Here is a 14,460-nt window from a genome sequence, read left to right on the forward strand (position 1 = left end):
ATCTCGGCAGGATCACCCTCCCAAGGGTCGATCCGCAGCGCCGCCTCCGACTCCAGCCACCGCGTGTGCACGGCGAGGCCGAGGGCGGGGTCGCTCGCGGTGAACTCCGGGCTGTCCAGCAGCGCCCGGAACAGGGGCAGGGTCGTCGGCACCCCGTCGACCTCGAACTCCCCCAGGGCCCGCCGCGCCCGCGCCAGCGCCTGCCCCCGGTCGGCGCCGGTGACGATGAGCTTGGCGAGCATCGAGTCGAAGGCCCCGTCGACGACGGCGCCCTCCTCGATCCCGGTGTCCACCCGGATACCGGGGCCGGCCGGCGTGCGCCACCGGGTGACGGTGCCCGGGGTGGGCAGGAAGCCGCGCCCCACGTCCTCGCCGTTGATCCGGAACTCGACCGAGTGGCCTCGCCGGTCCACCGGGTCGGTGAACCCGAGCGGTTCGCCCGCGGCGATGCGGAACTGCTCCTGGACCAGGTCGATCCCGGTGATCTCCTCGGTCACCGGATGCTCCACCTGCAGCCGGGTGTTGACCTCCAGGAACGAGAGGGTGCCGTCCTCCCCGAGCAGGAACTCACAGGTACCCGCACCCACATAACCGGCCTCGGCGAGCACCGCCTTCGACGCGGCGCGCAGCGTCTCCTCCTGTTCGGGGGTGAGGAAGGGCGCGGGCGCCTCCTCGACCAGTTTCTGGTGGCGCCGCTGCACGGAGCAGTCACGGGTGGAGACCACCACCACGTTGCCGTGGCTGTCCGCGAGGCACTGCGTCTCGACGTGCCGTGCCCGGTCCAGGTACTTCTCCACGAAGCAGTCGCCCCGGCCGAAGGCGGCGGCGGCCTCGCGGGCGGCGGACTCCAGGAGCTGGGGGATCTCCTCCAGGGTGCGGGCCACCTTCAGCCCGCGGCCGCCGCCTCCGTTGGCCGCCTTGATGGCCAGCGGCAGTCCGTGCTCGCGGGCGAAGTCGAGGACCTCGTCCGGGCCGGCGACGGGACGGTCGGTGCCCGGTGCGAGCGGGGCCCGGACCCGGCGGGCGATCTCGCGGGCGGCCACCTTGTCGCCGAGCTGCTCGATCGCCTCCGGCGGCGGGCCGATCCAGGTCAGGTTCGCCGCGCGCACGGCCCGGGCGAATCCGGCGTCCTCGGAGAGGAAGCCGTAGCCGGGGTGGATCGCGTCCGCGCCGCACTCGGCGGCGACGGCCAGGATCCTGCCGACGTCCAGATAGGTGTCCGCGGCCGTGCTGCCGTGCAGGCCGTACGCCTCGTCGGCGAGCCGGGCGTGCGGCGCGTCCCGGTCCTGGTCCGCGTACACAGCGACGGAGCGCAGCCCCGCGTCCCGGCAGGCCCGGATGACGCGCACCGCGATCTCGCCGCGGTTGGCCACCAGTACCTTCTCCATGTGATGTGCTCCCGTCTCAGATGTCGTGGAGCCACGTCAGACGAGGCTCATTCCGACGATCGCCGCGGCGAAGCCGACCAGGGCGATCCAGGTGCGGTGGCGGTTGGCGCGAGCCCACCGGCTGCGGGTCTCGGTCCAGGCTTCCGGCAGCCGCTCGGGCTCCCAGGTGTCGATGATCCGGTTCATCCGGACGTTGGACAGTTCCGACACCAGCGCGACACCGACGAGGCCCGCCTCCGCCACGGCGAAGGCGAGCTTCGCGTCCGCGCCGGGTGCCAGGACGATCAGCAGCAGACCGACACCCAGCGCGATCTTGTCGATGGTGGGCATGAGCGGGTCGAAACGGGGGTCCAGGAGCCGGTGGACCTGCACGTACCGCCGACCCGGCAGATCGGCGAGCATGGGGACCACCGCGATCTCGACGGCGACCAGTACGCCTGCCAGCGCACCGCTGAGCAGGATGAGCAAGGCCGCCAGGGCGTCGACGAACATGGGTAACCGGCTCCTCGGTCGTCAGTAGTCGAAGTTCATCATCAGGCGGTAGGTCCCCTTCTTCGCGAAGGTCCCGAAGAACGCGCGCATGAACAGATCGCGCGCCCCACATACCAACGAGCCGCGCCACTTGCCGAGTTCGCCGATCCGGTACGCGCCGCGCACCATCGCCTCCACCCGCTCCCGGCGCACCTTCTCGTACTGTGCGATGGCGGTCCCGAGATCCGGCTCGCGGGCCAGCAGCCCGGACAGCACGACACCGTCCTCGATGGCCTGGCCGGCGCCCTGACTGAGGTTGAGGGTCATGGCGTGCGCCGCGTCACCGACCAGCACGACCCGTCCGTGGCCCCAGGCCGCGTCACGCGTCGGCGGACGGTCCGCGATGTCGATGGGCAGGATCGCGTCCTCGCGGGTCGCCGCCAGGATCCGCGGAATGGGGTCGGGCCAGTGCGCGTACGACTCGCACATCACGTCCCGCTTGGTCTTGCGGAACATGTCGAAGGCGGCGCTCGTCTCGTCGGATGTGATCGCGTCCCAGTAGACCTCGCGGTCGTTGAGCCGGCAGTAGAGGAAGCGCAGTCCGCCTCGTCCCCACAGGTTGAAGAAGGTGCCGCTGGGGACGACGTCCTCGCCGGGGAGCTCGGCGATCGCCTGCCACGCCGTGTAGCCGGCGTAGCGGGGCGGCAGGTCGTGGCCGTGCCGCAGTGTGCTGCGTACGGCCGACCGCATGCCGTCGGCGCCGATCAGTACGTCGGCACGCTCCACGGATCCATCCGCGAACCGGGCGGTCACCCCCTCGGCGTCCTGCTCGAACCCGACGCACTGGGCGCCCATCACGACCGAGTCACCCGCCTCCTCCAGGAGGAGGGAGTTGAGGTCGGAGCGGCGCAGCGCCACGGCGGGCGCGCCGATGCGCTGCGCCTCGGGCCCGATCTGCCAGCGGGCCAGGGTGCGGCCGCTGTCGGAGCGGAACTCGTGGACGAGTATCTCCGAACTGACCTTGGCGACCTGGTCGTCGAGCGACAGCTTCCGCAGGGCCACGAACGCGTTGTGCCACAGCATGAAACCGCCGCCGGTGAGCAGCCGGCTCGGTTCGGTCCTGCGCTCGAACACCTTGACATCGACGCCGGCCTGCCGCAGACCGATCGCCGTGGTGAGGCCGCCGATACCGGCGCCGATCACCAGTGCCTTCTGCACGGACATGGCGATCCCCTCAGCCGGCCGCGGGCAGGTCGCCCGGGGTGCGGTACGACTCGAGCGTGGCGCGCACCTCGTGGATCGAGCGCCGGAAGGAGTCGGCCCAGTACGGGAACATGGCGGCCGACTGCCGCATGTGCTCGGGGTCGTCCGCCCACGTCCGGAACAGCTCCTCCGACTCCCACTCGGCGATCAGCGCGTACTTCGTGGGGTCGGAGGTGTCCCGCACCAGTTCGTCCCGCAGATGGCCGGGCGTTCCCCGGACCTTGCCGGTGACCTCGATGTACGCCTTCTCGAAGGCCTCGAAGTCCTCCGGCCTGATGGTCGCGGTCATGATGACGCGGATGCTCATCGCGGAGCCGTTCCTTTCTCGGTCGGTGAGGTCTCGCTCGGTGCGGTCTCGCTCGGTGAGGGCGAGGCGATGTGGGCCACCACCTCGAAAAGGGTCTTCGTCGCCGAGTCCCGGAGCTGATCCAGCGCGGCGGACAGCGCCTGCCGGTCCTCGCTGTGCTGGTAGCGCGCGAGGTGCTCGGCCGTCTCCCAGTCCGCGGTGATGGTGTAGCGCAGGGGGTCCTCGGCGCCGCGCAGCATCGTCTGGCCGATGGAGCCGGGGTAGCGGCTCGCCACCTCGGCGGCGTCCCGCCAGGTCCGCTCGAAGGCATTGGTGCATCCTTCGCGGACGCGCATGTCCAGTGCGGTGCGGATCACGGCCGCCCCCAACCGCCGGTGCGGTGCCCGGTGAAGGGCTGCCAGACGGGTCGCTCGGGCCGGACCGCAGGCGGCTCGGTGGACGGGCCGCCGAGCCGGGCGACGAGCAGGGCCACCACCGCTGCCGTCTCGTGCGCGTCGGGTGTACCCCGCACGATCTGCAGCACGTCCGGGGCCGCGGTCACGCGTTCCACGAGTAGAACTCCTTGGCCATCGCGTCGGCCGGACCGCGCCAGGTGACCGGGTCGTAGGCGGCGATGTGCGGCTTCAGCTTCTCGTTGACGTCCTGGAAGAGGTGGTGGCCGCGCACCTCCTCGATCCGGCCGCCGATGTCGCCCTCGGATCCGATCAACTGGAAGTAGAGGCCGTGGAACTGGAAGAGCCTGCGGTGCTTCACCCCCACGAGGTGGGGGAGTTCGGTGGCGTCCGACTCGGCCCAGATGTCAGAGACGACCCCGCTGTCCTCGGGGGCCATGCGCGCGACGATGAGCGTGTACTGCATGAGCACTCCTTTTCCCGGTGGCCGATCGGTCCCCGACCGCCTGGCGACATCCTCGATGTCACGGATAAAGCCGTTGTGAGGGGGCGACAAACGGCCCGGCGGATCAACCAATTAGGTTGCTGGCTAACATTTTTGGGCTATCGTGGCCATGGGCTGCCGCTGTGATCCCCCGCCAGCGGCAGCCCTCTCATGCGATTCGACCTGTCACGAGCCTCACCATGACCAGGAAGGCACGGCATGATCACTCGAAGAGCACTGCTCGGGGCGGCCGGGGCGGGGGCGATGACCCTTTCCCTCGGGGCCGCACCGCCCTCGGCCGGGCCGCGGGGCACGGCGGACTGGGACCGGCTGCGGGCCCACCTGAAGGGCCGTCTGGTGCTCCCGGGGGACAGCGCCTATCCGCTGGCCAAGCAGCTCAGCACCGCCGAGTTCGACAGCATCCACCCGCAGGCCGTCGCCTACTGCGCGAGCCCCGCCGACGTGGCGCTGTGCCTGGCCTTCGCCCAGGACGAGGACATCACGCTCGCCGCCCGCAGCGGCGGTCACAGCGCCGCCGGATACTCCACCACCACCGGCCTCGTCATCGACGTGTCCGCTCTCGCAGGGGTGAGCATCGGCCCGGACCGCGCGACGCTGGGCGCCGGCACCCAGCTCGTCGACGCGACGAACGCGCTCGCCCCGCACGGCCTTGCCGTACCCGGCGGGTTCTGCCCCACCGTGGCCCTCGGCGGTTTCCTGCAGGGCGGGGGCACCGGACTGCTCACCCGTTACGCCGGCATTGCCAGCGACACCGTACGGGCCGCCCGGGTGGTGCTCGCCAGCGGACGGCACGTCCGGGTCTCGCCCGACCGCCACGCCGACCTGTACTGGGCGATCCGCGGAGGCGGCGGTGGCAACTTCGGCATCGTGACGTCGTACGAACTCGACCCCCTGCCCGTCACCGAGCTCTCGCGCGCCACCCTGGAGTGGAGCTACGACGCCGCCGTCGACGTGCTCGACGCCTGGGCGCGCTGGATCGTGGACGCCCCCCGCACGGTCGGCGGCTCTGCGGTCGTGGCCCTGCCCGACGCGGCGCCGGGCAACACCCCATTGGTGTCCGTCCTGTTGGGCTCGATGGGTGGACCGGAGGTGCTGGCCGCGGAGGCGGCACGGCTGGTCTCCGCGGTCGGCCGGGCCCCCGTCCGGCAGCAGACCACCACCAAGCCCTACGTCACCGCGATGATGGAGCAGTACGGCTGCGGCGACTACTCCGTGCCACAGTGCCACCGGACCGGCTCCGGCCCCGAGGCGCGGCTGCCCCGGGCCGCCTTCGCCACGGAGCGCAGCCGGCTCTTCGACGGGCCGCCGGCCCGCACCATGTGGGAGGACGTGGTCGGACTGTTCGACCAGGTCCGGGTGCCGGGACAGCGACATCTCCTCCAGGTGGGCGCCCTGGGCGGGGCCGCCAACGACCCGGGCCGCACCGACACCGCCTATGTCCACCGCGACACCCTGTTCAACGTCAGCTGCCTGGGCGTGATCGCCGCGGGCCCCGTGGACGAATCGGCGCGGGCCGCCGCCCGGCAGTGGGCGGACACCGGTTTCGGCGTCCTGGACCCGCACGCCAACGGCGAGACGTACCAGAACTTCATCGACCCGCGGCTGGAGAACTGGCGCTCCGCGTACTACGCGGAGAACTACGCCCGCCTCGTCGAGGTCAAGCGCAGGTACGACCCGTACCGGCTGTTCCGCTTCCCGCAGAGCATCGGCTGAGCCAGGACAAGCGGCCCCCCCCGGAGCCGGGGGGCCGCTTCTCCTGTGTGTGTCACGCGGCGAGGCGGGCGCGCTCCTCCACCCGGCGGCGGATCAGCGCCAGTTGCAACGAGGAGTTGGTGCTGATGCGGGCCGTCATGGTCTCGGTGTCGACCGGCGCCTGCGGCTTCATGGCGAAGTCCTGGACCCAGCGCATCTCGACACCCCCCTCGACCTTGCGGTACGTCCAGACGATGTCCATGAACTCGAACGGGCCGGTCTCGACCCGGCGAGCGCGCACCGTGCCCGTCTCCGGGTCCAGGGTCCGCTCCGACACCCAGCTCCACACCGTCCCGTTCTCGTCGGGGTGCATGCTGAGCCGGAAGGTCACGGAGTTCTCGGCGGACTGCAGGATCTCGGCCTTCGCATATTCGCTGAACAGCTCGGGCCAGGCGGCGACGTCGTTCGTCTGCCGCCACACCTCGTCGTAGGGGGCGTCGATGACGATGCTCTGCTCGGTGTGGCCCGCCGTCAGCAGGCCGGCGTCGACCAGCCGCCGGTTCAGGGCGAACAGCAGCGCGGTGGCGCTCTTGCTGTGGTCGGCGCCGCTGTCCGGCTCCAGGCCGTAGCGCTGCTCCAGCTCGGAGACGACGCCGAGCACGCCGAGCGAGTCGACGCCGAGGGAGTCGAAGGACACCGTCTCGTCGAGGAGTTGGTCGGCGGTGAGGCCCGCACCCGAGGCACGGTTGATCAGTTCGGCGTACTCGTCAAGGGAGATCACGGTGACGGTCACGGTGGGGTGTGCCTTTCTGTGAGTTCGTGAGTCGGAGGTCCTACACGGACCGGATGACGACGGCCGCGTTGAAGCCCTCGAAGCCGCGCGCCAGCACCAGCGCGGTGCGCACGGTCGCCTGACGCGTCTCGCGTACGACGTCCAGGCCGATGCCGGGGGCGAGCTCGCCCAGGCTCGGGGTGCCGGGGATGACGGAGTCCCGGATGGACAGCAGCGCCATCGCCACGTCCAGCGGTGCCCCGCCCGCATGCAGGCGTCCCACGAGGCACTTGGGCACCGTCACCGGCACCCCGCGGGCACCGAAGACCGCGCTGATCGCCTCGGCCTCGGCCCGGTCGGCCTCGGGCACCCCGAGCCCGTCGGCGAAGACCACGTCGACCTCGGACGGGTCGACCCGGGCATCGGCCAGCGCTCGCACGATCGCCCGCCGCAGTCCGGGCTCGCGGCCCGAACCGGGACGCGGGTCGAAGGTGGCGGCGTAGCCGGCGAGCACTCCGTAGCCCGGACCGGCGTCTCGGGCGCCCACGGTGTCCTCGGCCTCGAGGATGAAGATCGCCCCGCCCTCGCCCGCGACGTATCCGTCCGCCCCCGCGTCGAAGGGCCGGTAGGCCCCGACCGGGTCCCGCCTTTCCGTCAGCAGCCGGGACGTGGCGTGACAGGCCAGCGCGTAGGGGCCGAGCGGGGCGTCCGTGCCGCCGCTGACCACCGTCGTCGCGTCACCGACCAGCGCCCGACGGGCCTGGCCCAGCGCGTCGAGACCGCCGGCCTGCTCGCCCACCAGCACCCCGCAGGCGCCCTTCATGCCGTGCCGGATGGAGATCTGGCCGGTGGTCGCCGCGTAGAACCAGGCGATGGACTGGTACGGCCCGACATAGCGCGCGCCCTTGTCCCACAGTTTCTGGATCTCGCGCTGGCCGAACTCGTTTCCGCCCGACGAGGTCGCCGTGATCACCGACATGTCGTACTCGTCGAGGGCCGCCGGATCGATCTCCGCGTCCTCGAGCGCGCGTGCCGCGGCGACCAGGCCGAGCTGCGTCCACCGGTCGGTCTGCACCATGAGCCGGCCGTCGATGCTGTCGCGCGGCGCGAAGTCGGCGACCTGGCCGGCCAGATGGACCGGATATCCGGAGGCGTCGAAGGTACTGATCGGCCCGATGCCGCTGACACCGTTGAGGGTCGCGTCCCAGAACTCCTTGGTGGTGGAGCCGTTCGGGGCGATCGCTGACACACCACTGAACACGGTGCGACGGTTCTTGGTCATTCCGTCACTTCCTGCTTGCCAGGCCGGGCCGGGCCAGCAGCATCGCCGACTGGAAGCCGCCGAAACCGCTGCCCACGCTCAGCACGATGTCGTTGACGTTCTTGCGCGCGGCCAGCGGCACGTAGTCGAGGTCCAGAGCCGGGTCCTGGTGCTGCAGGTTGGCCGTGGGCGGGACCGTGTCGGTCTCGATCGCCAGCGCGCAGGCAGCGACCTCCAGGGCGCCGATGGCGCCGAGCGAGTGACCGATCATCGACTTGATGGAACTGACGGGAACCCGGTAGGCCGCCTCGCCCAGGGCCTTCTTCACCGCCGCCGTCTCATGACGGTCGTTCTGCGCCGTGCCGGAGCCGTGGGCGTTGACGTAACTGATCATGTCGGGCGTGATGCCGGCCCGGCGCATGGCGATCTCGATCGCCTCGGCCATGTCGAGCCCGTCCGGCTTGAGCCCGGTCATGTGGTAGGCGTTGCTGCGCTGCGCGAACCCGATGATCTCCGCGTAGCCGTGCGCGCCCCGGCGGGCCGCGTGCTCCCGGCTCTCCAGGACCAGCACCGCGGAGCCCTCGCCGAGCACGAAGCCGTCCCGGTCCCGGTCGAAGGGGCGTGAGGAGTGCGCGGCGTCCTCGTTGTTGCGCGAGGTGGCGCCGATGGCGTCGAAACAGGCCACCGTGATCGGGGAGATCGGGGCGTCGGTCGCCCCGGCGATCACGACGTCGGCGGCGCCCTCCTAGATGAGCTGCACCCCGTGGCCGACCGCATCGAGCCCGGAGGTGCAGCCGGTGGAGACCACCGTCGTCGGCCCCTCCGCGCCGGCCGTCCATGCCACCTCCACCGCGAGGGTGCTCGGGATCAGCGCCCGGTAGAGGTGGTCGGTGGCGAACTCGGGCGAGACCTCCCAGTTCTTGCCCGAGTCGCTGACCACCACGTACTCGTCCTCGAGCCGAGTGGTGCAGCCGACCGCGCTGCCGATGCTGACGCCCACCCGCTCCGGGTCGGCCTGCCCGGGCTCCAGACCGGCGTCCGCGAGGGCCTCACGGGCGGCGACCACGGCGAACTGTGCGCTGCGGTCCATGCGTTCCACCTCGTGCGGCGTCAGCCCCGCCGCGGCGGCGTCGAAGTCGACCTCCGCCGCGATCCGGGACTGGAAGCCGGCGGCGTCGAACAGTGTGATCCCGCGCGTCGCGGTCCGGCCGGCGGTCAGCAGATCCCAGTAGGCCGCCCGGCCGACGGCGCCCGGGGCCACCACGCCCACCCCGGTGACGACGGCTCCCCAGTCGCTCATCGCGGCTCTCCCGCGGGGGCCAGCTCGGGGAAGGGCAGGTCCTCGGTGTCCACGTGCCCGAGGTCGGGACGCGGGGCCAGCGGGCCCAGGTGGTAGACGAGCTCCGCGGCCTCGGTGCCCTTGTTCTCCAGCCGGTGCCGGACCCCGATCGGGACAAGGATGCCCTCCTGGGGGCCCAGCTCGATGTCCTCGCCGTTGAGCCGCATGACGATCCGTCCGGACAGCAGCAGGACGAACTCCTCCGAGTAGGGGTGGTAGTGCTCGCTGATGTACTCGCCGGGCTCGAGCCGGGCGTGGCCCATGAACCCGCTGGTGGCGCCCACGTTCGCGGGTCCGAGCAGGGTGCGCAGCGTGCCGCCCCGGTGCCGGTTCACGGGCACCTCGCCGAAGGCGACCTTGCGGAAGCTCTTCCGCGCGCTGTCCGTGCTCTCGTTGCTCATGAGACGTGACTCCTCAGGGTGTCGGGTGCGGTCACAGCGGCGAGTTGCCGTGCTTGCGCTCGGGAAGGGTGACCCGCTTGGAGCGGAGCATCTGCAGTCCGGTGTGGATGGCCGACCTGGTCTCGCGCGGGTCGATGACGTCGTCGACGAGGCCGCGCTCCGCTCCGTAGTACGGGTGCATCAGGGTGCGCTGGTACTCCTCGATCAGCCGACGCCGGGTGTCCTGCTCGTCGTCGGCGTTCTGGATGGCCCGTCGGTGGATCACGTTGGTCGCCGCCTCGGCGCCCATCACGGCCACCTCGTTGGAGGGCCAGGCGAGGGAGAGGTCGGTGCCGATGGACCGGGAGTCCATGACGATGTAGGCCCCTCCGTACGCCTTGCGCATCAGCACCTGGATGCGGGGCACCGTTGCCTCGCAGTACGCGTACAGGAGCTTGGCCCCGTTGCGGATGATGCCGTTGCGTTCCTGGTCGACACCCGGCAGGAAGCCCGGGACGTCCACCAGCGTCACCAGCGGGATGTTGAAGGAGTCGCAGAACCTGATGAACCGGGCCGCCTTCTGCGAGGCCTCGATGTCCAGGACGCCGGCGAGGACCATGGGCTGGTTGGCCACCATGCCGACGACCTCGCCGCCGATCCGCGCGAGACCGATGACGACGTTCCCGGCCCAGGCCTGCTGCAACTCCAGGAAGTCGCCGTGGTCGACGATCTCCTCGATCACCTGACGTACGTCGTAGGGCTGGTTGGGGGAGTTGGGGACGATGTCGAGCAGCCGGTCACAGGAGCGGTCGACCGGGTCGGCCGGGGCTTCCGCGGGCGGGAACTCCCGGTTGTTCGAGGGCAGATACGACAGCAGCCAGCGCAGCGTCTCGAATGCGTCGTCCTCGTCGTCGTGGACGAACGTCGCCTGCCCGGACTCGGCGTGCACGTCGGCGCCGCCGAGTCCCTCCAGGCCGATCTCCTCCCCGGTGACCGCCTTGATCACATCGGGCCCGGTGACATACATGCTCGCCGTCTTGCGCACCATCAGCACGAAGTCGGTGAGTGCCGGTGAGTAGGCCGCGCCGCCGGCGCACGGTCCGAGCATCACGCTGATCTGCGGGATCACCCCCGACGCCGCGACATTGCGGCGGAAGATGCCGCCGTACCCCGCGAGGGCCATCACGCCCTCCTGGATGCGGGCGCCGGCACCGTCGTTGAGCCCGATCAACGGAGCGCCCGCACTCTGCGCCAGATCCATCACCTTGTGGATCTTCGCGGCGTGGGCCTCGCCGAGTGAGCCACCGAAGATCCCGAAGTCGTGCGCGTACACGAAGACCTTGCGGCCGTCGACCGTGCCCCAGCCGGTCAGCACACCGTCCGTGTAGGGGCGTTTGGCGTCCATCCCGAAGTCGGTGGCCCGATGCCGGCGCAGCATCTCCAGCTCGGTGAAGGAACCCGGGTCGAGCAGCCGCTCGATCCGCTCCCGCGCCGTCAACTTGCCCAGCCGGTGCTGCCGCTGGGCCGACTCCTCGTTCAGGCCCTCCACCACGCGCTGCTTGATGACGGCGAGTTCGGTGGTCCGGTCCGAGAGCCCCTCGGCGGGCAGTCCGGCCGGGGCATCGAGTTCCTTCTCCCGCACCTCCGTCACAGCAGTGCCATGCCGTTGATCGTCCGACACGCCACTCACGCTCCCTCCAGCAGACGCGCTTCACATGGCCGGCCCGATCGACCGGCACCCGTCGGAGTCTGCTGCGGCGAAAAAAAGTTCCTATTAGTCCGCCGCAAAGCCGAGGGGCTTCGTTGCCGCTTATTCGGCGCTTTATCGGGGCCGCCGATACTCGTGGCAGCCGAATGACCGGAAGGAAAGGACGGACAATGACTGCGACGCGCGGACGCGTAGTCCACCTGGACGGCGTCAAGCCCATCAAATGGGCTGGTGAGACGGGGCGTTGGCTGCTCCGTGGCGAGGATACCGGTGGCCTGTATTCCTTCTTCGAGGTGACGACCCCGCCCGGGGGCGGACCGCCGTTGCACATTCACGAGGACGTCGACGAGTCCTTCTACGTCATCGACGGGGAATACGAGATCGAGCTCGACGGAGAAAAGCACAAGGCGCCGGCCGGCAGCCTGGTGTACGGGCCCCGCGGGGTGGGGCACGCCTTCGTCAACACCTGGCACAGGCCGAGCAAGATGCTGTGCATCGCCACCCCGGGTGGCGTCGAGAACTGGTTCGAGGAACTGGGCCGGCTGATCGACGGTCAGGGCCCGCCGGACTGGGAGAAGATGCAGGCCCTCGCCACCAAGCACCACATCGTCGGGTTCCGTCCCAAGCGCGGTCCGCTCGCGGCGGGCGGCGGCCGGCCGGGTGGACCTGTGGGTGGCGCTCCGGGCGGCGCGCCCGCGGAACGGGGCTAGGCCATGGCTGGGAACTCGGCCGACATCCTCGCCGGGACCGTGGCGGGCGTCGCCGTCATCCTGACGGCGGGGTCGGTGCTCGTCCCCCTGCTGCGGCGCTTGAGGCAGCCACCGGTGATCGCCGAGATCCTCGCGGGGATTCTGCTGGGTCCCAGCCTGCTCGGCCTTCTTCCGGGCGACCTGCCCGACGTGCTGTTCCCGGCGGAGACGCGTTCCGGGCTGGCCGGGATAGCGCAGGTGGGCATCCTGCTCTTCATGTTCCTGATCGGGTGGGAAATCGATCTGAGGCAGGTGAGCGCCCGTAAGAAGGCGGTGCTCAGCATCTCCCTGGCGGCGATCGCGGTGCCGTTCGTCACCGGTGCGGCGCTGGCCGCCTGGATCCACGCCGAGCACGACACCGTCGGCGGGCACCACGTGGGGAAGCTGCCCTTCGTCCTGTTCGTCGGCACGGCGATGGCCATCACGGCGTTCCCGGTGCTCGCCCGGATCATCCTGGAGCACCGCCTCCAGCACACGCGCGTGGGCATCGTTGCCCTGGCGAGCGCCGCCGTGGGCGACGCACTCGCCTGGTGCATGCTCGCGGCGGTGTCGGTGGTGGCGGTCTCCACCGGCTCCGGCCAGGTGATCACGGTCGTCGGCGGCACGGCGCTGTACGCCCTGGTGCTCTTCGTCGTCGTACGCCCACTGCTGCGCAGGCTGATCGACGGGATGACGAAGAACGATGTCGTCTCACCGCGGCTGCTTCCGATCCTCGCGGCCGGCGTCTTCCTCTCCGCCTACGTCACGCACCGGATCGGACTGGACGCGATCTTCGGTGCCTTCACCTTCGGTCTGATCATGCCGCGCGACTCGCTCAAGCGGCTCAAGTCCTCGGTGTGCGTGCCGTTCGAGCACATCACGACGCTGCTCATGCCCATCTTCTTCATCACCACCGGACTCTCGGTCGACGTCACGCAGCTGGGCGGGGCCGGGCTCCTGGAACTGGTCGCCATCGTGCTGGTCGCCTGCTTCGGGAAGATGTCGGGGGCGATAGCCGCGGCCCGGATGACGGGCATGACCTGGCGCGAGTCCTCGGTCGTCGCAGTGCTGATGAACACCCGGGGGCTCACCGAGCTCATCATCCTGAACGCCGGGGTGAGCATGGGCGTCCTGGACAACCGAATGTTCACGATGATGGTGCTGATGGCGCTGGTGACCACGGCCCTGGCCGGCCCGCTCGTGCCCCGCCAGTCCTATGCGCGTGGCGACACCGAACTGCCGCTCACGGAAGCGGCGGTTCCACAGGCCAAGTGAGACGACCACCGGCTCGCCGGGACCCGGGGACCGGTGTCCACGACCGTACCCGCGGCTCCGCGGCCGGCTCGAGTCCGCCCCTGTCCCCGGGAGGCGGCCGGCCCGTTCCCCGCCCCGGCCCTGCCGCCGCCCCGTCCCGTACCTGTCCGGCTCGAGGGAGACCGACGATGTCCTACCCGTACAAAAGCGCCTTCATCACCGGTGCGTCGAGCGGCATCGGCGCCGAGTTCGCCGAGCAACTGGCCCGCCGCGGCGCCGATCTGACGCTCGTCGCCCGGCGTGAGACCAGGCTCAAGCAGCTCGCCTCCAGACTCTCCGAGCAGTACGGGGTGTCGACCGAGGTGCTCGCGCTCGATCTGGGCGACGAGAGCGACCTGGAGGTCGCGGCCGGGCGGGTGAGCGAACCGGGCCGGGCGGTCGACCTGCTGGTCAACTGTGCCGGCTACGGATCCACCGGCTACTTCCGGGATCTGCCGAGGGAGCGCGAGACCCACCAGATCCGGGTCAACCTGCTGGCTCCGGTGGTCCTCACCCACGCGGCCCTGGGACGGATGAGCGAACGCCGGCACGGCGGAATCCTCAACGTCTCGTCCATCGTCGCGGCGCTGCCGATGCCGAAGTCCGCGGTCTACGGGGCGTCCAAGGCGTTCCTCGGCTCCTTCAGCGAGAGCCTGCACCTGGAGGCGCGCAGCAGCGGCGTGCACGTCACCACCGTACGAACGGGTCTGGTGCGCACGGAGTTCCACGAGGCCGCAGGCATCGACACCGCCGGGCTTCCCAAGCTGGCCTGGATGACTCCCGAGCAGATCGTGGAGCCGTCGCTGCGGGCCGTCGCCAAGGGCAAGGCCTTCGTCACGCCCGGCGCGATGAACCGGCCGCAGCCGTTCTTCCTCGGCGCCCTGCCGCGGCCTGTGCTGCAGGCGATGGTGCGCCGTATGTACCGGGTGTGATCCGGCGCTCCACATGACCGGGCCCCGGC

At 70.7% G+C, this 14,460-nt stretch carries 15 protein-coding genes and 2 pseudogenes; 4 read left to right on the forward strand and 13 right to left on the reverse strand.

Translation table 11 applies throughout. The annotated features are described in order from the left end of the window. The 7 genes from ACTWQJ_RS29915 to ACTWQJ_RS29945 form a co-directional block, all read right to left on the reverse strand. A partial coding sequence (locus ACTWQJ_RS29915; protein WP_443309650.1) for an acetyl-CoA carboxylase biotin carboxylase subunit occupies nucleotides 1-1,388 on the reverse strand: 1,388 nt, incomplete at its 3' end. Nucleotides 1,389-1,424: 36 nt separating this feature from the next. After that, complete coding sequence (locus ACTWQJ_RS29920) at nucleotides 1,425-1,880, reverse strand: anthrone oxygenase family protein (protein ID WP_443309651.1); 456 nt, start codon at nucleotides 1,878-1,880, stop codon at nucleotides 1,425-1,427. A gap of 21 nt (nucleotides 1,881-1,901) precedes the next feature. Beyond that, entirely contained in the window at nucleotides 1,902-3,083 is a 1,182-nt protein-coding gene (locus ACTWQJ_RS29925; protein ID WP_443309652.1) for an FAD-dependent monooxygenase, read from the reverse strand. 10 nt (nucleotides 3,084-3,093) lie between these two features. After that, nucleotides 3,094-3,429, reverse strand: coding sequence for an antibiotic biosynthesis monooxygenase family protein (locus ACTWQJ_RS29930; protein ID WP_385266184.1), 336 nt, complete (start codon nucleotides 3,427-3,429; stop codon nucleotides 3,094-3,096). Beyond that, entirely contained in the window at nucleotides 3,426-3,785 is a 360-nt protein-coding gene (locus ACTWQJ_RS29935) for an antibiotic biosynthesis monooxygenase family protein (protein ID WP_443309653.1), read from the reverse strand. Before ACTWQJ_RS29935 ends, ACTWQJ_RS29930 begins: the two co-directional genes overlap by 4 nt. Then, nucleotides 3,782-3,979: an acyl-CoA carboxylase epsilon subunit gene (locus ACTWQJ_RS29940; protein ID WP_443309654.1), complete on the reverse strand. Its 198-nt coding sequence runs from the start codon at nucleotides 3,977-3,979 to the stop codon at nucleotides 3,782-3,784. Before ACTWQJ_RS29940 ends, ACTWQJ_RS29935 begins: the two co-directional genes overlap by 4 nt. Beyond that, complete coding sequence (locus tag ACTWQJ_RS29945; RefSeq protein WP_129800979.1) at nucleotides 3,967-4,287, reverse strand: TcmI family type II polyketide cyclase; 321 nt, start codon at nucleotides 4,285-4,287, stop codon at nucleotides 3,967-3,969. The genes ACTWQJ_RS29940 and ACTWQJ_RS29945 overlap by 13 nt, the downstream gene beginning before the upstream one ends. Nucleotides 4,288-4,524: 237 nt before the next feature. Between ACTWQJ_RS29945 and ACTWQJ_RS29950 the strand changes: the two genes are divergently transcribed. Next, nucleotides 4,525-6,039 (forward strand): FAD-binding oxidoreductase, encoded by a 1,515-nt coding sequence (locus ACTWQJ_RS29950; RefSeq protein WP_443309655.1) that lies wholly within the window; start codon nucleotides 4,525-4,527, stop codon nucleotides 6,037-6,039. Between the two features lie 52 nt (nucleotides 6,040-6,091). Here the strand turns inward: ACTWQJ_RS29950 and ACTWQJ_RS29955 are convergent, their stop codons facing one another. The 6 genes and pseudogenes from ACTWQJ_RS29955 to ACTWQJ_RS29980 form a co-directional block, all read right to left on the reverse strand. Beyond that, entirely contained in the window at nucleotides 6,092-6,553 is a 462-nt protein-coding gene (locus tag ACTWQJ_RS29955) for an SRPBCC family protein (protein WP_443309661.1), read from the reverse strand. An 87-nt stretch (nucleotides 6,554-6,640) separates the two neighbouring features. After that, a pseudogene (locus tag ACTWQJ_RS29960) lies at nucleotides 6,641-6,811 on the reverse strand (acyl carrier protein); the annotation flags it as partial. A 40-nt stretch (nucleotides 6,812-6,851) separates the two neighbouring features. Continuing rightward, entirely contained in the window at nucleotides 6,852-8,072 is a 1,221-nt protein-coding gene (locus tag ACTWQJ_RS29965; protein WP_443309656.1) for a ketosynthase chain-length factor, read from the reverse strand. Nucleotides 8,073-8,076: 4 nt separating this feature from the next. Continuing rightward, nucleotides 8,077-9,351: pseudogene (locus ACTWQJ_RS29970) on the reverse strand (beta-ketoacyl-[acyl-carrier-protein] synthase family protein). Continuing rightward, entirely contained in the window at nucleotides 9,348-9,791 is a 444-nt protein-coding gene (locus tag ACTWQJ_RS29975) for a cupin domain-containing protein (RefSeq protein WP_443309657.1), read from the reverse strand. Before ACTWQJ_RS29975 ends, ACTWQJ_RS29970 begins: the two are co-directional and overlap by 4 nt. Before the next feature lie 31 nt (nucleotides 9,792-9,822). Then, nucleotides 9,823-11,412, reverse strand: coding sequence for an acyl-CoA carboxylase subunit beta (locus ACTWQJ_RS29980; RefSeq protein WP_443309662.1), 1,590 nt, complete (start codon nucleotides 11,410-11,412; stop codon nucleotides 9,823-9,825). 236 nt (nucleotides 11,413-11,648) lie between these two features. On the opposite strand from ACTWQJ_RS29980, the gene ACTWQJ_RS29985 reads away from it, so the two are divergent. From ACTWQJ_RS29985 to ACTWQJ_RS29995, 3 genes are all read left to right on the forward strand, one after another. After that, entirely contained in the window at nucleotides 11,649-12,188 is a 540-nt protein-coding gene (locus tag ACTWQJ_RS29985) for a cupin domain-containing protein (RefSeq protein ID WP_443309658.1), read from the forward strand. A 3-nt stretch (nucleotides 12,189-12,191) separates the two neighbouring features. Next, nucleotides 12,192-13,481: a cation:proton antiporter domain-containing protein gene (locus ACTWQJ_RS29990; RefSeq protein WP_443309659.1), complete on the forward strand. Its 1,290-nt coding sequence runs from the start codon at nucleotides 12,192-12,194 to the stop codon at nucleotides 13,479-13,481. A gap of 167 nt (nucleotides 13,482-13,648) precedes the next feature. Then, a complete protein-coding gene (locus ACTWQJ_RS29995) occupies nucleotides 13,649-14,431 on the forward strand; it encodes an SDR family NAD(P)-dependent oxidoreductase (protein WP_443309660.1) in 783 nt (260 codons plus the stop codon). The last annotated feature ends 29 nt before the right edge of the window (nucleotides 14,432-14,460 follow it).

It is taken from the genome of Streptomyces sp. KR55 (assembly GCF_052245645.1).
GTDB lineage: Bacteria > Actinomycetota > Actinomycetes > Streptomycetales > Streptomycetaceae > Streptomyces > Streptomyces flavusporus.